Genomic DNA, 26461 nt, shown 5'->3' on the forward strand with positions numbered 1-26461 from the left:
CATGGAGGCAGCATATACGGCTGCGTTCAGTTCGGTAACAAGCGCAGGGTCTGAACCGCTCAGAGGCGCTCGATGATCATGGCGATGCCTTGGCCTACGCCAATGCACATGGTGCACAGGGCGTAGCGGCCGGCCGTTTCTTCAAGCTCGTGCAAGGCAGTGGTCACCAACCGGGCACCGCTCATGCCCAAGGGATGGCCCAGGGCGATGGCGCCGCCGTTGCGGTTGACTCGTGAGTCGTCGTCAGCCAGGCCCAGCTCGCGCAACACGGCCAGCCCCTGGGCGGCAAAGGCCTCGTTAAGTTCGATGACATCCATGTCATCCAGCGCCAGGCCGGTGAGCGCCAGCACCTTGCGGGTCGCAGGCACCGGACCAATGCCCATCAGCCTGGGCTCCACCCCGGCCACAGCCATGCCGACGATGCGGCCGCGCGCCTTCAGGCCATGGCGGCGGGCCGCGGCGCTGCTGGCCAGCAGTAGGGCGCAAGCGCCGTCATTCACGCCGGAGGCATTACCCGCCGTTACGCTGCCGCCTTCACGAAACGGCGTCCCGAGCCGAGCCAGCTGCTCCAGCGTGGTGTCGCCGCGCGGGTGCTCGTCATGCTCGACCACTTTGGCAGGGCCTTTGCGTTGCGGGATTTCGACCGACACGATTTCCCTCGCCAGGCGGCCGCGGGCCTGAGCGGCTGCGGCCTTGTGCTGGCTGCGCAGGGCAAAGGCATCCTGGTCGGCGCGGGAGATGCCGAACTGCTCGGCCACGTTTTCGGCGGTTTCCGGCATCGAATCGATGCCGTAGGCGGCCTTCATCAGCGGGTTGACGAAACGCCAGCCGATGGTGGTGTCGAACAGCTCGGCCGCACGCCCGAATGCCTGCTCCGACTTACCCATCACAAACGGCGCACGCGACATGGACTCCACACCACCGGCCAGCATGAGCCCTGCTTCACCACAACGCAGGGCACGTGCCGCATTGCCAATGGCATCCAGGCCGGAACCGCACAGGCGGTTGATCGTGGTCCCTGGTACTTCGACCGGCAGCCCGGCCAGCAGGCTCGCCATGTGAGCCACGTTGCGGTTGTCCTCGCCGGCCTGGTTGGCGCAGCCGAAGATGACGTCATCAATGGCCTTCCAGTCCAGTTCGGGGTGGCGCTGGATCAAGGCTTTGAGCGGGATGGCCGCCAGGTCGTCGGCGCGCACGCTGCTCAGGGCCCCGGCATAGCGGCCAATGGGGGTGCGCACGGCGTCGATGATCAAGGCATCGGCGTGGGTCGGTTCATTCATCTTGCGTCTCCTGCGCCAGCACGGTGCCGCGCACTTTGTAGGATTTGCCATGGAACATCGCCACCAATTCACCGCGCTGGTTGTCGATGCGCACGTCATACAGGCCGGTGCGGCCTTTGCGGCTGACTTCGCTGGCGTGGGCGGTGAGCACGTCATCGCGCAGCGCCGGGGCCAGGTAGTCGATGCTGCAACCCAGCGCCACCGTGGCCTGGTCGTAGCTATTGCAGGCGAAGGCGAACGCCGAATCGGCCAACGCGAACAGGAAACCGCCATGGCAGGTGCCATGCCCCTGGATCATGTCGGCACGCACCGGCATGCGCAGGCTGGCCCGACCTGGGCCGGCATCCAGCAGGGTAATGCCCAGGCCCTGGGTGGCCGGGTCGCGGGCGTACATGGCGTCGGCACAGGCTTGTGCCAGTTCCACTTCAGTCATGCAGGGTGCCTCCTTTGGCTTCACAGCGGCGCAACAACAGGGAAGGGCGGTAGCGGCTTTCGCCATAGCTGCGCTGCAGGTTGTCGAGCACGGCCAGGGTGTGGGCAAGGCCGATGTCTGCGGCCCAGGCCAGCGGGCCACGGGGGTAGTTGACGCCGGCGCGCATGGCCAGGTCGATGTCGGCGGCACTGCCGACGCCCTGGAGCACCGCATCGGCGGCCTCGTTGGCAAGCATTGCCACGGTGCGCAGTACCACCAGGCCGGGCAGGTCGGCGACACCGGTCACTTTCAGGCCGGCACGCTGCAGCAGGGCTACGGCTTGGTCGCGGGCGCTGTCAGTGGTATCGGCGGACCAGCTGATGGCAAGGCGGGTGGCGCTGCTGTAGTCCAGCGCAAGGTCGAGCAGCACCAGGTTGCGCAGCCCGTCCTCACGGGCACGTTGGCTGGCCAGCCGGCCGTCGGACAGGGCCAGGGTGGCGTCGCCCACCTGGATCAGGCCACTACCGGCGCGCTGGGTCACGGCAATGCCGCTTTGGCGCAGGCGCTCGACCAGCGGCTGCATCACCCCCAGGTTGCCCTCGACAACGCAGGCCTCTGCGCAGGCGGAGCTGTGCAGTTCGGCCGGCTGCGGGCGCTCGACGCCTTCGGCATAGCGATAGAAGCCTTGGCCGGTCTTGCGACCCAGGCGGCCGGCGTCCACCAGTTCCTTCTGCACCAGCGAAGGCTGGAAGCGGAAATCGCCATAGAAAGCATCGAATACGGAACAGGTAACAGCGTAATTGACGTCATGGCCAATCAGGTCGGTCAGCTCGAACGCCCCCATGCGGAAGCCACCCGCGTCACGCATCAGCGCATCCAGGCTGGCGCAGTCGGCGGCACCTTCCTGTAGCAGGCGCAGGCTTTCGGCATAGAACGGCCGCGCTACCCGGTTGACGATGAAACCGGGTGTAGAGCGCGCATGGACCGGCTGCTTGCCCCAGACCTGGGCCGTGGCGTAGATGCGTGCGGCCACTGCCGGGTCGGTTGCCAGGCCCGACACCACCTCGACCAGCGCCATCAGCGGTGCCGGGTTGAAGAAGTGCATACCGACCACGTGCTGCGGGCGTTCAAGGCCTGCCGCAAGGCTGGTGATGGACAGTGACGAAGTGTTGCTGGCAAGGATACAGTCGGCTGCGCACAGGGTTTCGAGCTGACTGAACAACGCTTGCTTCACCTGCAGGTTTTCGACGATGGCTTCAATGACCAGGCCGGCATCAGCCAAGGCTTCGAGTGTATCGACGGGGCACAGGCGGGCATTGATCGCTTCGCGTTCAGCGGCCAGCAACTTTCCTTTGTCCACCAGCCGGGCCAGGTGGCGATCGATACCCGTCACCGCCTGGGCGGCAGCACCCGGGCGGTTGTCGTAGAGCTTGACGGGGTGGCCGGCCTGGGCCGCGACCTGGGCGATACCGGCGCCCATGGCACCGGCACCGATCACCGCCACCTGCACATTGCTTGCGAGTGCGCCCATGTTCAGCGCCCCTTGAAGGCTGGCGTGCGTTTGTTCATGAAGGCGCTTACGCCTTCGCGGTAGTCCTCGCTGCGCCCGGCCAGGCGCTGCAGGTCGCGCTCCAGCTCCAGCTGCGCCTCAAAACCGTTGTCGAAACTGGCGTTGAGGCTGCGCTTGATCAGTGCCAGGCCGTAGGTGGGCTGGGCGGCGAGCTGGCGGGCGAGGGTGAGGGCTTCATCACGCAGCGCCGCATCATCCACCACGCGGTGGATCAGCCCCCATTGCTCGGCCTGTTCGGCGCCAAGGCGCTCGCCCAGCATGGCCAGCGCCTTGGCCCGGGCCATGCCGACCAAGCGCGGCAGCAGCCAGGTACCGCCGGAGTCCGGCACCAGGCCGATCTTGCAGAAGGCCTGGATGAAACTGGCCGAGCGCGCGGCCAGCACCAGGTCGCAGGCCAAGGGAATGTTGGCACCGGCACCGGCCGCCACGCCGTTGACCGCACAGATCACCGGCAAAGGCAGGTCGCGCAGGGTACGTACCAGCGGGTTGTAGAACTTGTCGATCGATTGGCCCAGGTCTGGCATTTCGGCGCCTGGGGCAACGTTGCGGTCAGACAGGTCCTGGCCGGCGCAGAAGCCGCGGCCTTCAGCCGTCAGCAGCAACACCCGCGCGTCACTGCTCTGGCGCACTTGCCTGAGCGCTTCGCGCACCTCCAGGTGCATGGCCGTATTGAAGCTGTTCAGCTGCTCGGGGCGGTTCAATGAAAGGAAGGCAACGCCGTCCTCGATGGAAAACAGGATGTGCTGGAAAGTCATGACAGACTCGCTCCGTCAGTCGAGAGAATGAAGTTCAGCACCCTTGGAAGCGGGCCTGGCGCTTTTCCTGGAAGGCGCGGATGCCTTCATCGCGGTCGGCGGTGCCCGCCAGCAGGGTGAAGGCATGGCGCTCGAAGCGCAGGCCGCTGGCCAGGTCGGTATCACCGGCCTTCAGTAACGCCTCCTTGGCCAGGCGCACAGCCAGTGGCGCTTTGGCGGCGATGCTGCGGGCAACCTGCATGGCGCGTTCTACGGTGAGTTCGGGCTGGGTGATTTCGCTGACCAGGCCGGCCTGCTGGGCGCGGTGGGCAGTGATGGCTTCCCCCGTCAGCACCATCTGCATCGCCAACGGCTTACCGACGGCACGTAACAGGCGCTGGGTGCCGCCAGCACCGGGGATGATGCCAAGGTTGATTTCCGGCTGGCCGAAACGGGCGTCGGTACTGGCGATGACGATGTCGGCGCACATTGCCAGTTCGCAACCGCCACCCAGGGCATAGCCGTTGACTGCAGCAATCAGCGGTTTGGCGAATGCGCCGATGCTTTGCCAATGCGCTACGCGCGGGTCATTGAGGATGCCGACCAGGTCGCGATCAGCCATTTCGCGGATGTCGGCGCCTGCGGCGAATGCCTTGGCGCTGCCGGTAATCACTGTGGCACGGACATGCTCGTCGTTCCCGGCAGCCTGCAGCGCAGCAGCCAGTTCTGCCAGTAGCTCGGTGCACAGGGCATTCAAGGCCTCGGGCCGTTGCAGGGTAATGAGCTGAACGCCATGTTCGGGCGCCTGCACATCGATAAATCGCGGCATCTCGGGTTCCTCTGGCTGCACGCACGGCACATCGCGTGGCCGGCATTTTTTGGAATTGTTTGCAGGGGCGTAATGCGGGATCACGACCAGGTGAGACGAGTATATGCTCCATGCGATACATCTATGCAAGGTTCAAATTGTATTTGCGTATCCCTTTTTTATTTTTCTGTGATCACAGCTCCAGTGCGATGCTGGCAGAGGAATCGTTTAACCTAGGCTTTTTCTAGCAATAAAAGGTATTTTTTGCCCTGCAGCATGAACTCCAACCAAGTGATACACGATTGACGACCAAATAGCTTCTGATACAAGATCGACTGACATCTCAAATCATTTCAAGAGTGTTGCCATGCCTTGCTATCGACTGGACGGCCTGACGCCTGTGGTTCACCCGACAGCCTACGTGCACCCCAGCGCAGTCCTGATCGGCGACGTCATCGTCGGCCCCCGCTGCTACATTGGCCCGCTGGCATCGCTCAGGGGCGATTTCGGCCGCATCGTGCTGGAGGAGGGCGCCAACTTGCAGGACACCTGCGTGATGCATGGTTTCCCGGGGGGCGACACCGTAGTGGAACGTAACGGGCATGTCGGCCATGGCGCCGTACTGCACGGCTGTCGCGTGGGCGAAGATTCATTGATCGGCATGAACGCCGTGGTGATGGATGGCGCCCATGTAGCACCACGCAGCATCGTCGCGGCCACAGCCTTCGTCAAAGCTGGCTTCGAATGCGCGGCGCAGAGCCTGGTGATGGGGTCGCCAGCCCAGGTCAAACGCCCACTGACCGATCAGGAGCTGGCCTGGAAACAGCGCGGGACGGCGGAGTACCAGCACCTGGCGCAGCGCTGCATGAACAGCATGGTCGAATGCCCACCGTTGGCCGAGGCAGAGCCGGGACGCCCGCGCATGGAAGACACCGGGGTCAGGCCCAAGGGCCAGGCGAGCGCATGAGCCTGGCAGCGACACGCAATGGCCAGGCGGCCCACCGCACAGGTATAGTCGGTGCTTTATCCGCGCACAGTTCGCCCATGAGCAATCTCGCCCCACTGAACCACTTGATCACCCGCTTTCAGGAGCAGACGCCGATCCGCGCCAGTTCCCTGATCATCACGTTGTACGGCGATGCCATCGAGCCGCACGGCGGTACAGTCTGGCTCGGTAGCCTGATCAACCTGCTGGAACCGATCGGTATCAATGAACGGCTGATTCGCACGTCGATCTTTCGCCTGACCAAAGAAGGTTGGCTCACTGCAGAAAAGGTTGGCCGACGCAGTTACTACAGCCTGACAGGCACTGGCCGTCGGCGTTTCGAAAAAGCCTTCAAGCGCGTCTATAGCCCGAGCCAGCCAGCCTGGGACGGGGCCTGGACGCTGGTGTTGCTGTCGCAACTCGAGGTGGGTAAACGCAAGGCGGTGCGTGAAGAGCTGGAGTGGCAGGGGTTTGGTGTCATGGCGCCGAACCTGCTGGGTTGCCCCCGGGCAGACCGTGCCGACCTGGTGGCCACTTTGCGTGACCTTGAGGCCGGCGACGACAGTATCGTCTTCGAAACCCACACCCAAGAGGTACTCGCGTCCAAGGCGATGCGCGCCCAAGTGCGGGAAAGCTGGCGTATCGACGAACTCGGGCAGCAATACAGCGAGTTTATCCAGCTGTTCAGGCCGCTTTGGCAAGGTTTGAAAGAGCAGCCGTTGCTGGATGCTCAAGATTGCTTCCTGGCGCGCACGCTGCTGATTCACGAGTACCGCCGCCTGCTGCTTCGCGATCCGCAACTGCCCGATGAGCTGCTACCAGGGGACTGGGAGGGAAGGGCTGCGCGACAGTTGTGCCGTAACCTCTACCGACTGGTGTTTGCCAAAGCCGAAGAATGGTTGAATGCAGCGCTGGAGACAGCAGATGGCCCATTGCCGGACGTGAGCGAGAGTTTTTACAAGCGTTTTGGCGGGTTGGCTTGAGGGGCGTGCTCGCCTCACAGCGCCGCGGCCAACATTCACGGCGTCGAGCAGGGTGCTTTCAGGGGGACTTTGACCTCACATTCCCCGCCACCTTGTTCCAGTGCCATGAGTGCTGGCATATCGAGAATTTCTACCAACCTGCCATGCAGGTCGACGATACCCAGCGCGCGCAGACGGGCGACGGATCGGCACACGGTTTCCAGGCGTAACCCCAGGTACGAAGCCATGTCTTCACGAGACATGCGCAACATGAAGCCATGGGCAGAGTAACCGCGGCTGACGAAGCGCCTGGAGAGCCCCACCAGGAAGCTGGCCAGCCGCTGTTCTGCTGTGAGGTTGCACAGCATCAGCACGCGCCCGTGCTCACGCACGATCTCCCGGCTCATCAGGCGATTCAGGCTTTGCTGCAGGTCTGGAAACTCACGCGCCAAGGTTTGCAAGCGGCGATAGGGGACGGGGCAGACTTCGCTGTCTTCCAGGGCAATGGCGTCACAGACATGGTGCTCTGTGGCAATGGCATCGAGGCCGAGTACATCGCCCGGCATCCAGAAGTTGATCACCACGCCTTGCCCCTCGGCGGTGTTCAGGCTGGTCTTGAAACTGCCGCAACGTACGGCATAGAGCATGGTCAGCGGATCGTTGGCATTGAACAGCGCAGCGCCCTTGCGAATGCGCATGCGTGGGCCTATCAACGCGCCCAGGCAGCTGTTGTCGTCAACCGGCAGACCAGTGGGGAGGCACAGGCCGCTTACCCGGCAACCCATGCAGTGGTTCGCCAGCGGTTTCAGGTGAATCGGGTTTGCCTTGGACAATGCGTTGGGTGAGTCGAGCAGGGTGACCTTAAGCTGGCCAGGCATTTTCAGGCCTCCTTCGCATTTTTCAGGCCGCCTTGGGCCCCTGCGCCATTACGCGCACCGAGCCCGACGGTCACCCCGGTATAGCGCGACCAATCAGCCAGCATGTCACGCGAGTGGGGGGCTTTGAGGCGGCTTGTAAGCCGTTCGACAAACCGCTCGGCTTCGGCAGCCGTACTGAAACCCACTCGCCAGTCATCCATGTGTACCCAACAGCGTCCCTGCCCTGTGTTCTTCTCGACGTAGACGTTCATCAGGGCCTCCAAAGCATGTATCGGTCGACAATGCAGAATGAAGGCGTCCCTGCCGGCAGCGCAGGTGAAACTCAGGGCGGGGTCGCCATGGCACGCCTGCGGGGCCTGAAGTTGCGGTGATCTGGGTACAGGGTGCGCCGGGGAAGACCCGAGGTATTGATCCGCGTCAACTTCTTGCGCCATGGGCAATGCCATTGGTCGGTAGGTGCCTCCAGTTGATAAACATCAAGTTCGCAACACGTAGGTGGCAGATGCTTTACCTACGTATCGCAACCTCAGAGGTGTGCCATGGAAACTCCGCAAAGACTGCTGCTGATCGCCTCCCCCCTGATGCGCCGAACCCCGGTCTATGACCGGGCTGCTGCGCTGGCCAAGGCCAAGGGGATGGCGCTGCACATTGTGGCTTTCGACTACGTGGAAGGGCTGGCTACGGCGGGCTTGGTGAATGACCAGGCGCTCGCAGTGATGCGCGACGGTTACGTGCAGCAGCACCGTGAATGGCTGGAAACCCAGGCGTTGCCGATGCGGCGCAATGGTGTCACCGTCACAACCGAGGTGGTGTGGGTGCAGCAGCCCTTGGATGAGATCCTGATACACTTGCGTGAGCAACCGTTTGCGATGCTGATCAAAGAGCTCGAGCATGAGCCTTGGTGGATGCGCGCAATGTTCACCTCGCTGGATATCCAGTTGCTGCGCGAAACGCGAATACCCTTGCACTTGGTACACAAGGCCAGCCATGCGTTGCCACGCAGGATTCTGGCGGCGGTGGACCTGTCCAGGCCTGAGGATCAGTTTGAAGGTTTCAACGACCAGATCATCAGCGAAGCGCTGAAGCTGACATTGCAGTGCAATGCCCAGATCGAGTTGCTGTACACCTACGACTTGGGTTCCATGTACCTGGACGCCAGCGGCAGCCGGGAGCATTCGTTCCTGTTCGATTCGAACCAGGCCCAGACCTTGCACGACGTTCAGAGCGCTGCCTTCCAGGCGCTTGCCGAACGCAACGGGATCGCCGTCGAACACCGCCATATGCGTATCGGCGACCCGGCTAAGGCCCTGGCGATGTTCATGGATAACAATGATATCGACGTATTGGTCATGGGTAGTTATCACCACCATGGCATCGGCTGGTTCATCGGCAGTACTGCCGAGCGCGTTATGCATCGGTTGTCCAGCAGTGTGCTGGTGATTTCTCCAGAGCGCTCCAAAGGCTGAAGCACAAGGCCCGCAAGGGCCTTGTTTTTCAAAGCCGCAGGTCAAGTTCGTGCAGGATCTCGGTCACATCGCCGCCCGGGTAGCGTGAGGTGAAGCCCAGTGCCTTGACCAGCCGGTGCATCGCATAGTTGCTGGCCAGGTCCCTGGAGACCATGCACTGAAAGCCATTGCGTCGTGCGGCTACAATCAGGTGTTGCATCAGGTGCTTGCCCAACCCCTTGCGCTGCCAGTCTTCGCTGACCGCCACTGCACATTCGCACCACTGACTGCCAGGTATACCTGCATAGCGGCTGACGCCGATTTGTTGCAATTGACCATCTACATGAACCAAGGCGACATAGGCCATGCGCTGGTGATAGTCAACGGGCATGTCTTGCGTGTCCAAGCTAGGCAAGCCACCGCTGAGTCCTGCAATGAAGCGAAAGCGCCGTGATTTATATGCGATTGTGCTCAGAAAACGCTTGTCCCGTTCGCGGTCCTCCTCGCGCAGTGGGCGGATCAGCACCGCCGAACCGTCCTCGAGGTTTTCGACCCAGTGTTCGCAGGTCTGTGGCTGTGCTCTCTGCTGCCCGTTCATGACGCCTCCCGTTGCCTGATCAGTATCTGGTGCAGCTGTTTTAACGTGGCGGGCCGGTTCGGTTCTGACAATCATCAAGTTCAGGCTGGGTAGCGGTTTTCTGATCTGCATCAAGCAGCAGCGATCCTTCGCGCGGAATATCGTCAGCATTACACCCATTCACGAAAGCGCGGAGGTTCACCATGGGGCAATATCAACAATTGCTGGTGCTGCTGACCGAGGTGCAACCGCATTCCGCCGCTTTGCGCCGAGCCCTTGCCTTGGCGCAAGTCAGCGGCGCCAGCGTGCATGTGCTGGGCCTGTTCGAGCCGAGCGAGGAACACCTTCTGCGCGAAGAGCGGCTGAACGAGGCCGATATCAAGCGCCAGTACGAGCACTATCGCGTTCAGTTGACGGGATTGGGCGAGCGGCATCGCGGCAGCGGTATAACGCTGACGGTCGACAGCCTGAATGCGGAGGATATCCGCAGCCAGGCGCTCGATTACATCAGTGAACTGCAGCCCGATATGGTCATCAAGGACAGCGAAGCCGCGTCACCCCTGGTGCGCGTGTTCGGCACCCCACTGGATTGTGCGCTGATGCGAGGTTTCAAAGGCGTCAGCCATTTCGTGCCAGCAGGGGCCATCTCATTGCCGCGGCGTGTGCTGGTCGCAGTGGATACGGCGTTCAGTGAGACGCCTGCCGTCCAGGCGTGCTTCAATCGGGGTCTGGTTCGTGCTGCCCAGGCGCTGGCGTTGCAGTGTGACGCGCACCTGCATCTGCTATCGGCCTACAACCTGGCAGGGATATTTGCCTCGGACATGAATGTCACCCAGGCGTGGATCGACGAGATGCGCGAGGCACTGCAGGAACCTTTCGAAGCGCTGGCCGATGCCGAAGGCGTCGCGCCTGACCGCCGACATTTCATGGAAGGAGGCCCGGTGCAGGTGATCCGTGAACAGGTCGCGGCCCTGGACATCGACACGGTGGTGATGGGCGTGGTACAGCCCAAGGGCCTGGACAAACTGCTGGGTGACACCACCGAACGTATCGTCAGCCACCCACCGTGCAGCGTGATCGCCGTTCATTCCCAAATAGCCGAAAGTTGGGAGCCTTGGCCATGCAACTGACTTTTCTTGGCGGCACCGGCACCGTGACCGGCAGTAAATTCCTGTTGAGCCGTGACAGCACGCGGGTATTGGTCGACTGCGGACTCTTCCAGGGTTTCAAGCAACTGCGCCTGCGCAACTGGCAGCCACTGCCCCCGGCGTTGCGGGCGCTTGATGCGGTGGTGCTCACTCACGCCCATCTTGACCACAGTGGTTATTTACCAGTGCTGGTTCGGGAAGGCTACCGCGGGCAGATCTACGCCACGCCGGCGACTTGCGCCTTGGCGGAAATCCTCTTGCTCGACAGTGCGCGGCTGCAGGAAGAGCAGGCAGAACATGCCAATCGCCACGGTTACTCCAAGCATGCGCCGGCGCAACCGCTCTATACTGAGCAGGATGCCAAACGTGCCCTGGCACTGTTTCGCCCCGTAGCGTTACACCAGGTGACCATGATCGCCGAGGGCATGGAGTTACTGTTGCGTACCGCCGGGCATATTCTGGGAGCGGCCACGGTCCAGATCAGCGCCAAAGGGCAGACCGTGCTGTTTTCGGGGGATCTCGGCCGCCCTCAGGATCCGATCATGCGTGCGCCTGAACTGGTCAGGACGGCGGACGTGCTGTTGATCGAGTCTACCTATGGGGATCGCCAGCATTCCGCCGAATCGACCGAGCAGTACCTGGCCAAGGTCATCAACGAAACGCTCCTGCGCCATGGCATTACCCTCGTACCCTCGTTCGCCATCGGCCGCGCGCAATTGCTCATGTATTACCTGTACACGCTCAAGCGCGACCGGCTGATCCCTGATATCCCGATCTACCTGAACAGTCCGATGGCCACCGACGCCACCGTCTTGTACCAGCAGTACCGCAGTGAACATCGGCTGACCGCAGCCGAGTGCGCCGCGATGTGCAGAGGCACGCACATCATCCGGACGGTCGATGAGTCCAGGCACCTGGACCAGCTGCGCGAGCCCGCAGTGATCATCGCCGCCAGTGGCATGGCGACCGGGGGACGGGTGCTTCACCATCTGAAGGCACTGGCCCCAAACCCGCGCAACAGCATTCTGTTCTCCGGCTTTCAAGCCGGGGGGACGCGGGGTGCCGATATCGTCGCGGGCGCCCACAGTGTGCGGTTGCACGGCGAGGATGTGCCCATCCGTGCACAGGTACACGCGATGGAGAATCTTTCTGCGCACGCCGATGCCGATGAAATCATGGAATGGTTGCGCGGGTTCACCCGGCCACCCCGTCAGACCTATGTGATTCATGGCGAGCCACACGCTGCCGACACCTTGCGGCGGCGGATCAGCCTCGAACTCGGCTGGCAGGTGTGCGTACCTGAATATCAGGAAACGGTTGCCATCGACCCTGTTCGCTAGAGGCTATTTTCAACGCAACATCACCGAGTATCAAGGCTTTCCATACAGAGCCTAGGCTGGCACGGGAGGTATTCATGAACACACAAGCCAGGGCGAAACTCAGAGCGTGGTTGCATCGCCCCAAGGGCAGCCTGGGGTGGATCGTAGCGATCCTTGTGTTACTCCTCGCCGCATCGGCCTACCGCGGGCTGAGCCCGACCTGGCGCCTGCCCATGTACAATCCGGCCGTGATGCTGGCCTTGCTGACCTTGAGCGTGGCGCTAGGCTGGGCGGTGCAGCGGGGCGTGAAGCGCACCGTTGGCAAAGCCATTTTCAACGGCCAGGAGACAGGCTGGCAGGCTAGACTGGCGTTCCTTCGCTCAGTGGCTCGGGAATCAAACATCCTGCTGGTGGTGCTGTTGTGCCTGGCCCTGCTGGGCACAGGCACCTTGTGGTTGGCAGGGCACTCAGTGACGCAGATCGTGGCGAACTGCGAGGCCAACCTGCAGGCTCAAGTGGATATACACGAAGGTGAAAAACTCACCGCGCTTGTCGGCAAACCGGTGTGCACGTGCCTGGCGCAGACCTTCATGGAGCGCAACGGGGTGCTGCGCATGGCCTTGTTCGAAACCCCCATGCAGGAAGTGAGCGGCTTGAAGGTCCTCACCGCCGATGATGAGCAGCGCTGTCTTGAACAGTTCGACCTGCTGCCCGAGGAGCCCCAGGCAACCGCGCCTTGAACCGGCCCGCCTGTCGGTGCCCTGGCACTGGACGCCGCAGCCAGACGACTGAACCGCCGCTATTTGGCTTTCCAGTACTTCTGCATTTCCAGGAAGAGAAACGAAGCGGTCCAGGTGATCAGCACCAGGCCGGTCAATGCCTGCAGGCCAGTCAGGTATTTCAGGTGCCCGCTAGGGGTGATGTCGCCGAAACCGATGGTGGTATAGGTGGTGAAGGAAAAGTACACGCAGTCCAGGAAACTCCCGTCGAAATTGCCGCTGAGTGTGCCCCAGCCGTCGGCATGGGCCATCAGGTAATACACCAGGGCAAAGCACCAGACCTCAATGGCATGGGCCAGCAGTGCGCCAAACACACCCGCCACGATGCGAAACCGGCTCCAGAGCTTCAGGCGGGGTAGCCAGTCATTCAGGCGCAGCAAGCATTCGTAGTGAATGATAACCACCAGGATCACGACCAGCATGTTGATCAGCGTGACAATGAGCATCGCCTGCACTCTTGCCCTGATGGGCGGTTCATTTCAAGTTGTCGACCAACGCATGGATGGTAGCTCATTGGCCTGCGGCAGCAACGGTGGGAACTCAGCGCGCGATTGACAAATGTCAGGCTGCTGCAGGCGGCGCTACCGATACTCAGGGTGACTTGGCACGCACGAGGGTATGGACATGCAACGCTATCTGCTTTTGGGGTGGATGAGCCTGTTACTGGCGACGGGGTCAGGCTGCAGCCCTTGGCACACCGAAGAATACGATGCGCGCCTGGCGTCAGCAGAGGACAATGCTGCCACTGCGCGGTTGCGTGCCGATCAGGTGTGCTACCGCATCGATCTGGTAGAGCAGACTGCCAACGAGGCACTGCGTAGGGCGACCCAGGCTCAGGATCAGGTTCAACAACTGTTGCAGCAGTCCAGACCCAAGTAGCCGCCATGGCACAGTGATGGTCGGACTCTAGCCTGTTGTTGGTGTGGGTGTTGGCTTTGCTGACTGGCGGCTTGGCCTACCTGGCGCCACAACCCGCTTGGGCGACGCTGGCCTGGGCGACTGGCGGCGCCGTGCTGGTTGCGTTCATGCTGGCCACCGGCCGTGCGTTGGAAGCCTTCAGCTAGCGTTAAGATGGAATCTGTTTTTGTCTCTAATTCGACAATGGAGTGCTGAGATGTTTGTTGATATGGCTGCCTTCACGCCGTGGTCGGCATTGGCAGGCGGGGCACTGATCGGTGTGGCCGCCGGGCTGTTCGCCGTTGCGAACGGGCGCATCGCGGGCATTAGCGGTTTGCTCGGCTCTCTGCTGCAAAGTGGCGGGGAAGGGCGGGGTGAAAAAGTGTGCTTCTTGTTGGGACTCATTGCCGCGCCACTTTCATGGCAACTGTTCTCGGCAATGCCTCCGGTTCACTTCAGTATGGCGCCTTGGCTGCTTATAGTCGCGGGAGTTCTGGTAGGTCTCGGTACTCGCTATGGCGGTGGCTGCACCAGTGGCCATGGCGTTTGTGGCCTGTCACGCCTGTCGCCCCGTTCGGCAGTGGCGACTCTGTGCTTCATGGCCGCCGGCTTTGCCACGGTCTTCGTGGTCAGGCATCTTTTTTCAGGAGCGTGAAATGAAGCGGATCAGTGGCTTCATTGCAGGGTTGCTATTCGGCATGGGGATACTGCTATCCGGCATGGCAAACCCCGCCAAGGTGTTAGGTTTTCTCGACATTGCCGGGCAGTGGGACCCGTCGCTTGCACTGGTCATGGTGGGCGCGATAGGTGTCGCACTGTTGCCTATGACCTGGGCGCGGCGTCACACCACGGCTGTGCTGGGAGGTAAGCTACAGCTGCCTGCCAGGCGTGACATCGACCGTCGACTTGTCGGCGGGAGCCTCGTCTTTGGCATAGGCTGGGGGCTTGCCGGCGTTTGTCCGGGGCCGGCGCTGGTGTTGCTCGCCGGGGGGTACTGGCAAGCCTGGCTGTTCGTGATCGCGATGCTCGTCGGTATGGGGTTATTCAATGTTGCGGAAAGTTTTCGCAGTCGTCAGGGCAGGGTTTGACGATACACAAAACCAGGCACTTACTGAGTGCAACTCTACTAAATATCCTGAGATAGGATCTACTCACTGTACTAAGAAGGGCGAGAGCAGATGATTTGTGGGCTACAGTTGCTAAGGCCGGCCAGTACATGTACTAAGCCTCTGTACTATACGCTGAACAGCACGCTAGGAGGCGAACGACACTACACCTTCGTCTGGAACGGCGCCATGGGCCATGACACTGATCTGGTGATCACGATGACGGAGACAGCAGCAAGTGCAGGGAGAATGGCACTCCCCCTGCACTGCGTCCTAGAGGATTTGAAGACCGCTGCACGTGAGCTGTTCACCCCCGCCTTCACGGAAGTCTTCGAGAAGACTCCGCAACCGCTATTCCAGCCCATCTACGACTAGGAAGTGCCACATAAAAACGAAGGCCGGATCGCATTGCTGGGTGATGCTGCGCTCGTCGACCGACCCCATTGTGGCATGGGCGTCGCCAAGGCTACGGGAGATGCGGTGGCACTAGTTGCCGCTTTGGCTCAGATAAAAGATGTCGCAAAGGCGCAGCCGACCGTAGCCTCGCCGAATCACCTTGCACCGCAGCTCAAGGTCAGTGAGCCGAACAAGGTCTGGGTGACAGACATCACATACATTCGCACCTGTGAAGGATGGCTGTATCTGGCGGTAGTGCTGGATCTGTTTTCTCGCCAAGTGATTGGTTGGTCAATGAAGCCCAGGATGTGCAGCGACCTAGCTATTGACGCATTGCTGATGGCCCTATGGCGCCGCAAGCCACAGCAGCAAGTGATGATTCATTCAGACCAAGGCAGTCAATTTAGCAGTTCGGATTGGCAAAGTTGTCTGAAGGCCAACAATGTGATCAGCAGCATGAGCCGGCGGGGAAACTGCCATGACAATGCCGTAGCCGAGAGCTTTTTCCAGCTTTTGAAGCGGGAACGGATTCGACGAAAGACCTACGCGACACGTGACGAAGCCCGGAGTGATATTTTCGATTACATCGAGATGTTTTATAACCCTAAACGCCGACACGGCAGTGCTATGCAGCTGTCGCCAGTAGAGTATGAGAAACGCTATTTTCTGAGCTTGGAGAGTGTCTAGCAAACCAAGGGCGATTCAAAGTTGTAGGCTTGACCTATTTTTCGAGCAGCCTGTACTTCGATAGGTCGTACAGGACCTGGTCGCTTAGGGATTAGGCTACGAATCGAGGTTTTCCGCGGTGGGTAGCACGTAATCCCTGGTATTCGGCGATCGATAATGTTCCAGATAATATAGCGCTTGCCGCAGGGCAGCTTTCTAACGAAATGTCTGGAGGCACTTGATGGCACTTCTTCGAAGATCCACCTCTAGGCTACTTCCCCACAGGGGCGGTTTGAATATGTACTGTGTCGCTGTACTACAAGTCATCCGTACGCTGCGTCAGATCATTCGATTTCCTTCAAAATTTTCCTAATCGCAGGCACGTAACCATGCTTGTAGATCTCACCTAAATCCCCTTTCACCTGGCCTGCCCCGGTCACTACCCAGCCTTGCCTATCGAATAAGTCATCTGACACCGCTGCCCTGAGTGCTGTGATCTCCATGTCACTCAGAACCCCTTTCAATGAGGGTAGCAACTGAACTGAGTCGTTCTTTTGAGATATCTCGACCACATTCGGGCGGCGGTCGACAACGATGTCGATTTGGCACTTCAGAAGGTTGAGTTCAGCCAAGTAGCGACGGCGCTCGGCCAAGACCTGCGTAAACACCGCACGCAGAGCTGGATCGTCAATACGTCTAAGAAGCTCGTTGTCGCTTGGTACTCCCTGACTCTTCGACTTTGCAGGCAGTTTCCTATCCGTGCCTACACTCGCAGCCCAAGCCTCTATCAACTGGCGGAAGCGAAACCCTCCACTATTGCGGATTGTTGAGGCGGATGGCCCTCCAGCTTTAATGGAGAGCCTGGCAATCGTGGCAATCGAGAAATCGCGACTCCCCGTTTTCTCATGAGCCTTCAAGACACTATGCAGCACCGCCAGTGACTTGGCTTGCTGTTTGGTGGCCTGGCCTACTAGTTCTTCAAAGATGATCTGTGGATCGATCACGTATGGCCTCCCGGAGTTGTTTTGAGGTGGTTGTGATCAGATCGGATAGCTTCGCTACCGGTTGCTTCGTAAGTCGCTCAAGCGGCTCCATGGCGGCTGGTAATAGCATTAGGCCTTCTCCGGCCTCAAGCAGGCTAGAAACTTCGCGGAATCCCTCCAGTTGGTCATTAGGAGACAGCGTCAAAGCCATAGACCTCATCATCGCATTCCCAACGATGAGCTGGAGTCGATCATCCATACCCATCAGAATGGGTGCGTAGCCACCACGCATGAGGAGATGATTCAAAGCGCGGGAGCGCTTTTCGATGACAGGTGTGGCCCTCAGCTCATCCGTCAAATCAGCATAAATTTCAGCGTTCTCGCACAGCTGAGAGATCTGCCATAGCTCACTACTAGTTTCGATGAATGAGATGGGCTGATGGATATCCTCCAGGGAACCCACAGCTACCAGTTTCGTGGCAGAATCATCTGTAGCGCGACCCTCTTCGATTGCGACAATCTTGCTGATGATCTGGAAGCAGGAGACCAAGTCTTTCGAATACTCATCAGCCTCCTTGATCTGCTTCTCATAGCGCCTGTCAGCTTGTTGCAGTTCTGCTTGCAGAAGGAAGGGGCGTTTTTCCTGCTCAGCGAAGTACCTTTGGTTCAGCAGTTCGTCGCGTTCTTGCTCGATCTCAACTGCAATGGATGAGACCAGAGAGGCTCGATAGCTCAGCACGTTGAGATGGGCCACAAGCGCTGGCAGATAGCGTGCGTCCGTGATGAACCAGCGGCAGCGGCAACAGTTCTCTAAGCCGTGTGGAACTGGACCATAGACGGGGATATTAGCGCTCCGAGAGATGATCTCTCCACCGTTCCAGCATCCGCCTACGCTGCTCATTTCATCAGATCGAGCGCTGTTGCCGCCTACGAGACACAAGCCTATGTGACGTTGCTCCCAGCCAATGGTGTTACGATTCGCCAATGCAATTTCGACTGCGCTGCCATCAAGGTACGCCGTTTTAGAGTGGATTTGACGCATGTCAGCATCTCGAAGAAAGATCTTCAGATTTTCATCCTGGGCAGCACTGATGCGTCCGCTTGCAACGTCCATTACCTTGGATACCATCGCCGGGGTCGGCTTGATGTAATGCAACGTCATTATGATCCTAGAGTGACCTGCAATCAGCTTGGATAGCACTTGAATCGGGACACGACCCTCCATCGCATAGCACGTAAGAAGCGAAACACGGAGGCTATGGAGGGGAAAATCCGTTTTGGTTGGCAGGACGTTCAATTTTGGGTCGGGAGGTTGTACAAATCGCAACCTAGATCCGTCCGAGAGAGTGTGGCCACGGTCGGCAACTCGATCCTCTAACGTGGAGAGCAATCGATACCACAGGTTGGGCAGTGTGTAGCCTCCCATAGGCTTGTCACGCTCGCCTGAAGGCAGCGTGGGATCGCGAAAAAGGAAACAGATTGAGCCCATGTCTTTCTTCTGCTCGTCATTTTTGACACTACCGAAGTGCTTCTCGGCCAACTGGGTACAAGGCGTAGGGCCGTTTATAGGATTGTATTTCTCTTGCCAATTCCTTAGGCGTTCCAGCCAGTACAGAACATCTTCGTTCTGCCATGGGATCGTGTAACCTCTCTCACGAGACTCCTTGTTCATATCTGCCGTTTTGTTTGTGCTGACATAGAGGCCAGTCATGATTTCGCCGATATCCTGAGAGTGGATACGGCAGAATACCCCGCGTTTCCAAGGGTTACCCTCACGACCGAGGGAGTACTCATGACGATTGTTTAAAACCCAGTCACCACCTTCGTACCGCCACGTATCTGCCTCACCAGAGTCCAAGAAACGTACCTGATAGGTGCGAAGAGGCAAATGAAGCTTTACATGAAGCGCAACTGACCTAACGGGCGACCAGAGTTCGTAGCGATCATTTTTGTAGCGCCAGACGCAATCCGGGTCATCTTTGTCGATAGCTGACTGCTCGACCGGGAACCAATCTCCAAAATCAGAACGCAGCTGTCCTGACTGTGACTGGGCCCATTCCCAGTGGCGGAATGTCCCCCTAGGCTGAGGACACAGAATATCCCGCAGTTCCCGAATGTATGCGTAGGGCAAGGGGTTGTGCACGGTCTCGGTAATTACCGTCTTTTCCTTGCCCTTGGCAAACGGATTCTTGACTAGAGCCATTGGTACGCCATGGTCATTCGGCTCGCTGTAGCTCTGGGTGATGACCCAGCTAAGCAGATCCACGATCCAGTTCTGGTTCTTTACGGCAGTCGTGGCGTTCATGGATGCCTCCAGAAGTGGCCGCAACTCCGGCAGCAGCCCTTTCTCTGCGACCTGAAAGAATACGTCTGGACTAGCCCCACCTGGCACGGTCGGTAAGTAACTGGCCATGAACCAATTCAACGCGTTCAACTTCACGCCAATGGAACCGGTCTGCGTGGCTATCCAGCCGGATAAGAGCTGACGCCAGCGCTCCCAGGCTTCGCCCCGCTCTCGCACTAGCCAGCTAAAATTCATGTCCGAAGAGCGACCGTCTCGCGAGGCGCGGCTTGTTATCTTAGTCAAGATTTCATAGCCCTCTAACACATTTCTGGGAAGTCGAATGCCTCCAGAGCTTCTGGCAGCACTTCGACCCAATTGATGAATGGCGAAATGATCTTGCCACTTCCGGTCAGTTCATCGAGCCTCTCCCCAGCGCTAGTAAGTGCTGTGGAAACCTCTGCAACACCTGGTGTGGTATATCTCTTCTGCGACTCCAGAGATGAGTGATGCATAGCCTTGCGGATAATCTGTGGGGAGACTTCGGCCTTCCTCAACCGCCGACCAAAAGCGTGCCGGTGGCCGTGGGTGGATCGACCCTGCGACTTCGAAACGGTTTGGCCAATGCGCGCCAGGGCTCGCTTGTAGTTGCCGTTAAGGGCTTGAAGGGTATATGGCTGGCCAGCGACGGAATCCTCGTAGGAAACGAAGGCGTATGGATGGTGCCGCTCTACAGTGGCCAAGTATCGTATGTGCACCTTCCAAAGCTTCATAAAAAGCACGCCAAATCGTGGAGGGAACCAGTGAAGCTGAATGTAGTTATCCGCATGGTCAACCAACCTAGTCTTCCAGCCAACACGTTTAGTGCCTTGGCGAAGACTCCTGGGCATTAGGGCGTAATTCTCCCTTAAGTAGGCTGCGCGTGTTGTGGTGCCTTTGCGACTTCTCCAGTTATGTGGTGCCTTACCTTCTTCCGGATGGTAGACACGAACCATAGCACCGCCCTCGATCAGAGGGTGATCTTCAACATCCACTACCCAAAGGTGCTGTGCGTCGCTCTCGCGCAAGCCCGCCCCATGCATCATTATCAGTATCAATTGATCTCGAACTGCACACCTAGGATCAGTAGCTCCACCAAAACCGTACATATATAAAGCCTGGAAAAGCTTCTCGGGGAACGCGATGGCATCATCATCAACTTTGCTGAGCATACGCCGCCCTCGAATATTTCGTGCCTGATCGACGCTCTCCGAGAGCGTCTTGTTTTTGATGTGTCCTAGGAAATCATGCCTGTTGCGGCGATGCCAGGCAGCATAGTTAAGGCGCTGATCATAGGTACTGGCGGTCATCAGAGGGTTCATGGTCGGAGCGTCGTATAGATCAGCTAAGTAGTCCGTGAAACCTCTAAGTATCGAGACGTGACGGTTCGATGTCTGGCGACTGGCTGGAATCCAGCCTAAGCCTGATGGATCTAACCCGTCAGCTCCAATCGTTCCGGTATAGAGGCGGGACGCAAAGGCCTGGAAGAGGGCACGAGGGGAGGAGAAGTGCTGCTCATTAGCCTCCATGTATTCCAGCAGTAGCTTAGTGGCCTGAATTACCGAACGCTGCCAGCTGGGACTGAGGTGGTGATTGTCCAAGAGGTAGTCAACCAGCGAGGAGACCACACCATGCTCAGTAATCAAGACCGGGATCTCGCTCTGAAGTCCCGCGTCGTCGACTACTACCTTCGCTACTACCTGAACCACCGTCATCCAGTCCACCATCCGCAAATGAGAAAATGGTAACGATAGTACGCCCTGGAGAAGGACGGGCGAGCTGAGGCATTATGTGCCAAAAAATCGATACGGAGCTGCTCGTTCAGTTCAGATCGTATTTCAATGTCGCGATCCCATAGGTGGGCGAACAGCTCAAACGAGAGGTAGAAGGCATGTCTCTTGCAGGCGGAGCCATCTCCGTGAAGCCCTTGCCGCCACAGTGGATCCTTATGCACAACAAACCTCCACCGCTTCGATCCGATGATTCAATGCATGCCGACGGAGTGGCTGCAATAAAGCCACCAGCATGGCGACCTTTGGGCGCAGCACACCCTCACCAAATGGCCGCCTAAGGTCGGCAGTCGCTAATCGCTCCTGTCGACCCAAAGCTGTAACCCCGGACAGCTAGCGGCCATTAGCTGCATTTAACAATGTTTTCTTTTTGGCGCTTTCACCGGTATCTGCCAATTAGGCCTCGACGGGCACGTCCGTATGATTTCTCTCAGTTCGATCTCTAATGCGGGACGAGTCGCGCCGTAGCAGAGCACACGACCAATCGGCTCGAGCCGCGCGTCATCGCCACGTAAAGATGACGAGCATCCATGTTCTCAGGGTTGGGAATCACCGCAACCTGTGCCTCCAATCCCTTCAATAGCAAGGTACTACCAATAGCGCGCCGAGCTAGTTGTCGGCTCTCATGGCGATTGCGTTCGCGCTCTCGGATTGTGGCCTCCACAAAGGTGCAAGCACCTCCGGCGGCAGTCTGCATAGCTCGCAGGCAACCATACAGCACCTCGGGGCGATACACTCGCGCGTGCTCCTGGCGCATCAAAGCTCTAAGCGCTTCTGTGGCCAGCTGAAAGGTTGGAGTCGCGGCGAATGCCCCCAATGCGGCCTCCGCCGGAGTAGGCGGAGTGCGAGCAGAACCACGTCGCAGGATGTCCAGGCGTGCCAGTAATCCGGCAGCGCCGACTTGCGTTATCGTCTCGGCGGCAAAATTGACGAGTTGCGCAGCGGCGTCCGCTGCCTGCAAGTCGAATCTCCGGCCGAAGCTCGTGAGGTCTCCTAGATCTAGGGGTTCGACTGCAGTAGCACCCGGGGTCTGACTGGCCATTTGTCTGCGTCCTCGGGTGTTGCGGCTGTCGCCTATCACCAGGACTTGCCCTTCGGGTGTTACTGACCTTGTGAGCGCTGCCGCCATGCGTTGACGGTCGGCTGTGGAGGGGAGCAATTGAATCCAGTTGACCTCGGCAGGCGCCTGGTCCAGATCGATGCTCCCGCCTGCTTGCAGCACCCGCCGGCAGCTCAGAAGCCACTCGCCAAACCCGCGGGTACCTGCGTTTATCCAACGCCATGGCTGACTCAACTCACCGATGAGCGGGAACTTCTGGAGCACGTGTCCATTCCAGTCCACCAGTTGGTTGCCTGCAAAGCCGAAGATGGCCTGCATAGGATCACCCAGCACGCAAGTAGGTAGTACCGCCGCGAGTGCAGTGACCAAGGCGTGCTGCACCAAGTTGCAGTCCTGGTACTCGTCGACGAGCAAGTGAGCATAAGTTGCCGCCAGGGTATCGCTCACATGCCCCGCTTGCACCAAGGTGCAGGCTGCCAAGCGGATTGCGGGATAGTCAGTGCGTGGATCGCCCAGTTCAAGAATGGCGGTAGGTATGCCACTTCGCTCTGGGAAGATACCGACCAAGCGCATGGCAAAACCGTCGAGGGTCGCCAAGCGATACGCAGACGCTGGAACGTTGGCGCGTTGCATGCGCAGGCGTAGCGCGGCCACACCCGCGTTGGTATGGGTCAGAATGAGAACAGGTTTGGCGCCGGTATGCTGGGTCAGCGTGTCCGCGATGAGTTGTGTCTTGCCACAGCCGGCTGGCGCCGTCACAGTTCCGCTGCGGAAGGCGAACAAATCGTACTCAGGCGGCATGGGCCCACCCGAATAACTGGCGAATTAAGGCAGTAAACCCAGCTTCCGTAGCCTGGTAGTTGGGGCCGACAATTTCGCGGGCAAGGAGCTCGAATTTGGTTAGCGACTTGTACCAGCCGTTCTTTCGGTTCCGGGATGTCAGGGCCAACAGCAAACGCACTTCAGGAGAGTAGGGGTGCTGTTGTTGGCGCAGCTGCAGGATGTCGTCCAGGGAATTGCGTCCCTGAGATTGCGTACTGATGTGCGCGGCTACTAGTTCTCTATCGAGAAACTCCATAGCACACTGGAGCATGGTGTCTACTGCAGCATCCGGTAGGCTGAGGAACAGTTCATCTTCCAGCGCTCGGCCTTCCCGCCATGTAATAAACTCCCCTCCGGCCGCGCGATAGGCTTCTACGACCTCAGGAGTCGGGGGCTTGTCAGCATCGACAAGAACCATGACACGGTAACCCAGCTTAAGTAAAGCAAGGCCACGAACAAAGCACCGGTCCGGCTCCCCCCCCCCCACGTTTACGTAGGCCGTTCCTGCAGCGAGAAGTGAGCGGTAGTTCTGCGCCGTCCAGTACTGATCCAACCCTCTAATGAGCCCGACTTCACTGGCCCCTTCGCAAACGATGACGCTGCGAGCGAGAAACGCTTCCGGATCCATTCTAATGGTGCTCTGCACATCATCTTCGACACCTACTTCAAGCACATGATGAGTGCCGTCTTGTGCCTTTCGCACTACGAAAATTTGGTCACCTCGAAGCTCCCTGACTGCCACCGGTGAGTGAGTTGTCAGGAAGGCCTGCAGCGGGGATGGAGCCTCCTTAGCACCCAATGAGTCGAGCAGTCGGACGAGCCTGTGCGGCTCAAGCCCATACTCGACTTCGTCCACCAAAGCGATTGAGGCGCGCTGCGCAGCTGCTCGCTGTAATCCAGCTACCAATAACCGTGAAGAGCCCGTGCCTAACGAACGCAGTGGCACCCCCCGCTCATCGTGTAAGGCAATGGCGCCGTCGCTGATGGAGACAGCGTGAGCATCCAGTAGGGCTTGTGCCTGCGCTCCGACGGGAACGCCTAAGGCGGTTGCCTTCTCGGTGACGATTCGCAGCGTTTCAGCCAGTTGGGCTCCTGCCTGATTGCCGAACGTGGCACGCGCCTCACGAGAGGCGTTAGCAAGCTCGGCGCCTAGATTGGGGCGTTCTTCTGTGAGTCGGTTGAGTACGGATCCACGGGTCCACGACAGATTGGAGTTCGCGTAGGTGCCCAGTCGTGCAGGCGCCAACAACAATCGATCTTTCCATGCGATGTTGCGTTCTTGGCCTAAGGCTTGGGCGCGCTGGGACACCAACGTCCAGATTGGTTCAAGCTCGCTGTCCACTATCAGGCGTAGAGAAAGTACGGTTTCGAACCCGTGCAGTGGTTCAGCTTGTAGTTGGCCGGTTGTGCTATCGAACGCTTGCAGGTACTGCCCGTAGACATCCAGGTTCTTCAGCGTGTCTGGTAGCTGGCCCAAGGTCAGCGTGATCTTAACGGGATGGCTCACGTCGAGGCCGAAGAAATCTGTATCCCCCAACGTAATGTTTCGGCGGGCACCAAGGCACAAGTCAATAGCATCCAAGATGGTGCTCTTGCCACTATCGCCAGGACCAATTAAGCAATTCAGGCCTGGCGACGGAAGCCAGGTGAGTGACCGTATCGACCTAAAATTCTGAATTTCAATCTTGCGAATCCGAACCACGCACTACCTCCTTGATGACATGTCCCGCTCCGTCATGCCGGCGCAGTTGCTGGCCGACTTATTTACAAAGCAGTCATTGACTACAAACTGATCACAGCCGGCAGCCACGGATCGTATCCTGTCAGCAGCCAAAATCCTCAATCCGCTCATTACGTCATGGCAGACAGCCGAGACGATTTGACCTTGTCTATAGACGGTTTCAGCGACACGTCGCCGGTCGGGATAATTGGGGAGGTCGCCACAGCCCCGTGTTATCAGTTGGTGGGAGATGTGGCGGTGCACCAGTTGCTCGTAAGCTAACCGCCGTTTGCAAGGTATGTCACGGTTTGCTGTTCTATATTCTGTTGTATATCTCGGGCCAAACTTTTCACATCATGCGCCTCGATTTCCTTGGGCATCACTGAAAAACCGACTGAGTTGTACAGCCGCCCCCAGGCCGCCTGGGCGTCGGAGTAGGCCGCTTCGCGTTGGTAACGTGACAAGAGCAGGCGGCCTTCGGCGCGGATCAGTTCCAGTTCGCTTCCCAGCGCGGCACTGCGCGACGACTGCGCGTAGTTGAGCAAGCTCTGGTCCACCCGCAGGCTCTCGTCGGCAAACTCCACCTCCTGGCGCGCCAACTGGTAGCGCAGCAGGCCAACGCGGACCTGGGTCAGGATCGCCATCGACAGGGCCGTGCGGCGCATGTCGTCGGTTTTCTCCTGGCTTTTCTCCGCCGAGGTGATGTCCGGGTACTGCAGCAGGCGTAGCAGGTTCATCGAGACATTGATACCGGTCTGGTTCCAGTCGCTGTTGTACAGGTACTTGTTGGAGTCGTACTCGTAGCCATAGTTGAAGCTCACGTTAGGCCACAGTTGGGCCTTGGCGATCTTCAGGTCGTTCATGCTCACGCGTTTGCGGTACCACTCTTCCATGATTTCCGGGCGGCGTTCCAACGACAGACGCTCCAGTTGCTCGGCGTTGCTTTTCAGCAGCGGCAGCGGCGGTTCGCTGGTATCGGCCAGGACCATGCGGGTATTGGGCGGCAGCGACATCAGCGCGGCCAGTTCGGCGCGGGCGAACTCCAGGTCCTGGCGACGCACGGTGAGCATGTACACCGAATCGAGTAGGGCGCGCTGGTAGGCGAGGATATCCTGGCGTGGCAGCAGGCCTTTACCCTCGGCTTCACGGGCTGACGTCAGGGCGCGGTGGGTGCGCATCAGCAGGCCGTCCACCTGGGGCAGCAGACGCTGCGCGCCAAGGGCGCGCCAGTAGGCGTTGCGCACGTCCTGCAACACATTCTGCGCGACCTTTTCACGGCGCTCTTCAGCCATCAGGATCTGGTCATTCTTCTGTTGCGTGCGGAAATAGGCGACGCCGAAGTCCAGCAGGCTCCACGACAGCCCTAAGCTGTAGAGGGTGCGGTAGCGCTCTTCGGAGGTGGACGGGCGCAAGCTGACCTGGCGGTCCTCGATGCCGATCGACGTGCCACCGGAATCGTTGTTACGCCCGGCGTAACCGGCCGAAGCGACCAGGCGCGGCAGCATCTCGTGGCTGGACACATCGCGCAGGTCCGACGCCAGTGCGCTTTCCAGCAGCTTCAGGCGGTAGTCGAGGTTGTACTTCAACGCCCGTGCCGAGGCTTCGTAGAAGGTGATCGGCCCGTTCACCGGCTCCTGTTCCTTGTACATCCGCGCCTGGTCTTCGATCACCCGCTGGCGCATTTCGTCCTCGGTGAAGGGTTTGGGTTCGAAGGCCGAGCAGGCGCTGAGCAGGATGCTGACAGCGGTGAAGGTGCTCAGGCTTTTCAATGTTGATACTGGCATAGGCAGTCCTTGATCATTCC

General features: G+C 59.4%; 25 protein-coding genes and 1 pseudogene. 11 read left to right on the top strand and 15 right to left on the bottom strand.

Going from position 1 to position 26461, the window contains the following annotated elements:
- Positions 1 to 59: 59 nt before the first annotated feature.
- The 5 genes from pcaF to paaF are packed head-to-tail and all read right to left on the bottom strand — an operon-like array spanning position 60 to position 4825.
- Positions 60 to 1280, bottom strand: coding sequence for a 3-oxoadipyl-CoA thiolase (gene pcaF / locus ACF8FG_RS24080; protein WP_019438585.1), 1221 nt, complete (start codon positions 1278 to 1280; stop codon positions 60 to 62).
- Positions 1273 to 1713 carry a hydroxyphenylacetyl-CoA thioesterase PaaI gene (gene paaI, locus ACF8FG_RS24085; RefSeq protein WP_014590942.1) on the bottom strand — a complete coding sequence of 147 codons (441 nt, stop codon included), beginning with the start codon at positions 1711 to 1713 and terminating at the stop codon, positions 1273 to 1275. Before paaI ends, pcaF begins: the two co-directional genes overlap by 8 nt.
- A complete protein-coding gene (gene paaH, locus ACF8FG_RS24090) occupies positions 1706 to 3223 on the bottom strand; it encodes a 3-hydroxyacyl-CoA dehydrogenase PaaH (RefSeq protein WP_014590941.1) in 1518 nt (505 codons plus the stop codon). The genes paaI and paaH overlap by 8 nt, the downstream gene beginning before the upstream one ends.
- A gap of 2 nt (positions 3224 to 3225) precedes the next feature.
- Positions 3226 to 4017 (bottom strand): 2-(1,2-epoxy-1,2-dihydrophenyl)acetyl-CoA isomerase PaaG, encoded by a 792-nt coding sequence (paaG, locus tag ACF8FG_RS24095; RefSeq protein WP_014590940.1) that lies wholly within the window; start codon positions 4015 to 4017, stop codon positions 3226 to 3228.
- A gap of 34 nt (positions 4018 to 4051) precedes the next feature.
- Positions 4052 to 4825, bottom strand: a complete 774-nt coding sequence (gene paaF, locus ACF8FG_RS24100; protein ID WP_318081769.1) for a 2,3-dehydroadipyl-CoA hydratase PaaF — start codon at positions 4823 to 4825, stop codon at positions 4052 to 4054.
- Between the two features lie 346 nt (positions 4826 to 5171).
- Here paaF and paaY point away from each other — a divergent pair, with 346 nt between their 5' ends.
- Complete coding sequence (gene paaY, locus ACF8FG_RS24105; protein ID WP_014590938.1) at positions 5172 to 5771, top strand: phenylacetic acid degradation protein PaaY; 600 nt, start codon at positions 5172 to 5174, stop codon at positions 5769 to 5771.
- A 77-nt stretch (positions 5772 to 5848) separates the two neighbouring features.
- Positions 5849 to 6772 (top strand): phenylacetic acid degradation operon negative regulatory protein PaaX, encoded by a 924-nt coding sequence (gene paaX, locus ACF8FG_RS24110; protein WP_076403081.1) that lies wholly within the window; start codon positions 5849 to 5851, stop codon positions 6770 to 6772.
- 35 nt (positions 6773 to 6807) lie between these two features.
- Here paaX and fnrC read toward each other — a convergent pair whose 3' ends face one another.
- Both fnrC and ACF8FG_RS24120 read right to left on the bottom strand, forming a co-directional pair.
- Entirely contained in the window at positions 6808 to 7629 is an 822-nt protein-coding gene (gene fnrC, locus ACF8FG_RS24115; RefSeq protein WP_019438582.1) for a Crp/Fnr family transcriptional regulator FnrC, read from the bottom strand.
- A 2-nt stretch (positions 7630 to 7631) separates the two neighbouring features.
- Positions 7632 to 7880, bottom strand: coding sequence for a hypothetical protein (locus tag ACF8FG_RS24120; protein ID WP_026031945.1), 249 nt, complete (start codon positions 7878 to 7880; stop codon positions 7632 to 7634).
- Positions 7881 to 8168: 288 nt separating this feature from the next.
- On the opposite strand from ACF8FG_RS24120, the gene ACF8FG_RS24125 reads away from it, so the two are divergent.
- Positions 8169 to 9095: a universal stress protein gene (locus ACF8FG_RS24125; protein WP_019438580.1), complete on the top strand. Its 927-nt coding sequence runs from the start codon at positions 8169 to 8171 to the stop codon at positions 9093 to 9095.
- A 28-nt stretch (positions 9096 to 9123) separates the two neighbouring features.
- Here ACF8FG_RS24125 and ACF8FG_RS24130 read toward each other — a convergent pair whose 3' ends face one another.
- Positions 9124 to 9672, bottom strand: coding sequence for a GNAT family N-acetyltransferase (locus ACF8FG_RS24130; protein ID WP_019438579.1), 549 nt, complete (start codon positions 9670 to 9672; stop codon positions 9124 to 9126).
- 182 nt (positions 9673 to 9854) lie between these two features.
- Between ACF8FG_RS24130 and ACF8FG_RS24135 the strand changes: the two genes are divergently transcribed.
- From ACF8FG_RS24135 to ACF8FG_RS24145, 3 genes are all read left to right on the top strand, one after another.
- On the top strand, positions 9855 to 10781 hold the full coding sequence (locus tag ACF8FG_RS24135; RefSeq protein ID WP_318081768.1) for a universal stress protein: 927 nt from the start codon (positions 9855 to 9857) through the stop codon (positions 10779 to 10781).
- Positions 10772 to 12139 carry an MBL fold metallo-hydrolase RNA specificity domain-containing protein gene (locus ACF8FG_RS24140; protein WP_392519271.1) on the top strand — a complete coding sequence of 456 codons (1368 nt, stop codon included), beginning with the start codon at positions 10772 to 10774 and terminating at the stop codon, positions 12137 to 12139. The genes ACF8FG_RS24135 and ACF8FG_RS24140 overlap by 10 nt, the downstream gene beginning before the upstream one ends.
- 74 nt (positions 12140 to 12213) lie before the next feature.
- Positions 12214 to 12858, top strand: coding sequence for a hypothetical protein (locus ACF8FG_RS24145; protein WP_392519273.1), 645 nt, complete (start codon positions 12214 to 12216; stop codon positions 12856 to 12858).
- 59 nt (positions 12859 to 12917) lie between these two features.
- On the opposite strand, the gene ACF8FG_RS24150 is transcribed toward ACF8FG_RS24145, so the two are convergent.
- Entirely contained in the window at positions 12918 to 13343 is a 426-nt protein-coding gene (locus tag ACF8FG_RS24150) for a potassium channel family protein (protein WP_019438576.1), read from the bottom strand.
- Positions 13344 to 13521: 178 nt separating this feature from the next.
- On the opposite strand from ACF8FG_RS24150, the gene ACF8FG_RS24155 reads away from it, so the two are divergent.
- The 5 genes and pseudogenes from ACF8FG_RS24155 to ACF8FG_RS24175 all read left to right on the top strand — a co-directional run.
- A complete protein-coding gene (locus ACF8FG_RS24155; protein ID WP_318082183.1) occupies positions 13522 to 13776 on the top strand; it encodes an Lpp/OprI family alanine-zipper lipoprotein in 255 nt (84 codons plus the stop codon).
- A 50-nt stretch (positions 13777 to 13826) separates the two neighbouring features.
- Positions 13827 to 13961 carry a hypothetical protein gene (locus ACF8FG_RS24160; RefSeq protein WP_318082185.1) on the top strand — a complete coding sequence of 45 codons (135 nt, stop codon included), beginning with the start codon at positions 13827 to 13829 and terminating at the stop codon, positions 13959 to 13961.
- Between the two features lie 50 nt (positions 13962 to 14011).
- The gene (locus tag ACF8FG_RS24165) at positions 14012 to 14449 is read left to right on the top strand and encodes a YeeE/YedE family protein (RefSeq protein ID WP_014590928.1); all 438 of its coding nucleotides are present in this window, start codon (positions 14012 to 14014) and stop codon (positions 14447 to 14449) included.
- Between the two features lies 1 nt (position 14450).
- Positions 14451 to 14882 carry a DUF6691 family protein gene (locus tag ACF8FG_RS24170; RefSeq protein ID WP_041166972.1) on the top strand — a complete coding sequence of 144 codons (432 nt, stop codon included), beginning with the start codon at positions 14451 to 14453 and terminating at the stop codon, positions 14880 to 14882.
- Between the two features lie 546 nt (positions 14883 to 15428).
- Positions 15429 to 15983 (top strand): annotated as a pseudogene (locus ACF8FG_RS24175) (IS3 family transposase); the annotation flags it as partial.
- A 323-nt stretch (positions 15984 to 16306) separates the two neighbouring features.
- Here ACF8FG_RS24175 and gmtX read toward each other — a convergent pair.
- The 6 genes from gmtX to ACF8FG_RS24205 all read right to left on the bottom strand — a co-directional run bounded on the left by gmtX (position 16307) and on the right by ACF8FG_RS24205 (position 26441).
- A complete protein-coding gene (gene gmtX / locus ACF8FG_RS24180; RefSeq protein WP_392519276.1) occupies positions 16307 to 16966 on the bottom strand; it encodes a gamma-mobile-trio protein GmtX in 660 nt (219 codons plus the stop codon).
- Positions 16941 to 19484: a VPA1269 family protein gene (locus tag ACF8FG_RS24185; protein ID WP_392519278.1), complete on the bottom strand. Its 2544-nt coding sequence runs from the start codon at positions 19482 to 19484 to the stop codon at positions 16941 to 16943. Before ACF8FG_RS24185 ends, gmtX begins: the two co-directional genes overlap by 26 nt.
- A gap of 62 nt (positions 19485 to 19546) precedes the next feature.
- Positions 19547 to 20980: a gamma-mobile-trio recombinase GmtY gene (gene gmtY / locus ACF8FG_RS24190; protein ID WP_392519280.1), complete on the bottom strand. Its 1434-nt coding sequence runs from the start codon at positions 20978 to 20980 to the stop codon at positions 19547 to 19549.
- Between the two features lie 517 nt (positions 20981 to 21497).
- The gene (locus tag ACF8FG_RS24195; protein ID WP_392519282.1) at positions 21498 to 22916 is read right to left on the bottom strand and encodes a UvrD-helicase domain-containing protein; all 1419 of its coding nucleotides are present in this window, start codon (positions 22914 to 22916) and stop codon (positions 21498 to 21500) included.
- The gene (locus ACF8FG_RS24200; protein ID WP_392519283.1) at positions 22906 to 24639 is read right to left on the bottom strand and encodes an ATP-dependent endonuclease; all 1734 of its coding nucleotides are present in this window, start codon (positions 24637 to 24639) and stop codon (positions 22906 to 22908) included. The genes ACF8FG_RS24195 and ACF8FG_RS24200 overlap by 11 nt, the downstream gene beginning before the upstream one ends.
- 296 nt (positions 24640 to 24935) lie before the next feature.
- Complete coding sequence (locus tag ACF8FG_RS24205; RefSeq protein ID WP_392519285.1) at positions 24936 to 26441, bottom strand: TolC family protein; 1506 nt, start codon at positions 26439 to 26441, stop codon at positions 24936 to 24938.
- Positions 26442 to 26461 lie beyond the last annotated feature (20 nt).

Origin of the sequence: Pseudomonas sp. YQ_6 (assembly GCF_043103245.1) — a bacterium.
GTDB classification, from domain to species: Bacteria; Pseudomonadota; Gammaproteobacteria; order Pseudomonadales; family Pseudomonadaceae; genus Aquipseudomonas; species Aquipseudomonas alloputida.

Coding starts and splice junctions, on each gene's coding strand:
- ACF8FG_RS24135 (WP_318081768.1), top strand. CDS start 9,855: ATGGGGCAATATCAACAATTGCTGGTGCTGCTGACCGAGGTGCAACCG.
- paaY (WP_014590938.1), top strand. CDS start 5,172: ATGCCTTGCTATCGACTGGACGGCCTGACGCCTGTGGTTCACCCGACA.
- pcaF (WP_019438585.1), bottom strand. CDS start 1,280: ATGAATGAACCGACCCACGCCGATGCCTTGATCATCGACGCCGTGCGC.
- ACF8FG_RS24155 (WP_318082183.1), top strand. CDS start 13,522: ATGCAACGCTATCTGCTTTTGGGGTGGATGAGCCTGTTACTGGCGACG.
- ACF8FG_RS24145 (WP_392519273.1), top strand. CDS start 12,214: ATGAACACACAAGCCAGGGCGAAACTCAGAGCGTGGTTGCATCGCCCC.
- ACF8FG_RS24130 (WP_019438579.1), bottom strand. CDS start 9,672: ATGAACGGGCAGCAGAGAGCACAGCCACAGACCTGCGAACACTGGGTC.
- paaX (WP_076403081.1), top strand. CDS start 5,849: ATGAGCAATCTCGCCCCACTGAACCACTTGATCACCCGCTTTCAGGAG.
- ACF8FG_RS24205 (WP_392519285.1), bottom strand. CDS start 26,441: ATGCCAGTATCAACATTGAAAAGCCTGAGCACCTTCACCGCTGTCAGC.
- fnrC (WP_019438582.1), bottom strand. CDS start 7,629: ATGCCTGGCCAGCTTAAGGTCACCCTGCTCGACTCACCCAACGCATTG.
- paaG (WP_014590940.1), bottom strand. CDS start 4,017: ATGACTTTCCAGCACATCCTGTTTTCCATCGAGGACGGCGTTGCCTTC.
- ACF8FG_RS24165 (WP_014590928.1), top strand. CDS start 14,012: ATGTTTGTTGATATGGCTGCCTTCACGCCGTGGTCGGCATTGGCAGGC.
- ACF8FG_RS24195 (WP_392519282.1), bottom strand. CDS start 22,916: ATGCCGCCTGAGTACGATTTGTTCGCCTTCCGCAGCGGAACTGTGACG.
- ACF8FG_RS24140 (WP_392519271.1), top strand. CDS start 10,772: ATGCAACTGACTTTTCTTGGCGGCACCGGCACCGTGACCGGCAGTAAA.
- paaF (WP_318081769.1), bottom strand. CDS start 4,825: ATGCCGCGATTTATCGATGTGCAGGCGCCCGAACATGGCGTTCAGCTC.
- ACF8FG_RS24170 (WP_041166972.1), top strand. CDS start 14,451: ATGAAGCGGATCAGTGGCTTCATTGCAGGGTTGCTATTCGGCATGGGG.
- ACF8FG_RS24185 (WP_392519278.1), bottom strand. CDS start 19,484: ATGAATTTTAGCTGGCTAGTGCGAGAGCGGGGCGAAGCCTGGGAGCGC.
- paaH (WP_014590941.1), bottom strand. CDS start 3,223: ATGGGCGCACTCGCAAGCAATGTGCAGGTGGCGGTGATCGGTGCCGGT.
- ACF8FG_RS24150 (WP_019438576.1), bottom strand. CDS start 13,343: ATGCTCATTGTCACGCTGATCAACATGCTGGTCGTGATCCTGGTGGTT.
- paaI (WP_014590942.1), bottom strand. CDS start 1,713: ATGACTGAAGTGGAACTGGCACAAGCCTGTGCCGACGCCATGTACGCC.
- ACF8FG_RS24120 (WP_026031945.1), bottom strand. CDS start 7,880: ATGAACGTCTACGTCGAGAAGAACACAGGGCAGGGACGCTGTTGGGTA.
- gmtY (WP_392519280.1), bottom strand. CDS start 20,980: ATGACGGTGGTTCAGGTAGTAGCGAAGGTAGTAGTCGACGACGCGGGA.
- ACF8FG_RS24125 (WP_019438580.1), top strand. CDS start 8,169: ATGGAAACTCCGCAAAGACTGCTGCTGATCGCCTCCCCCCTGATGCGC.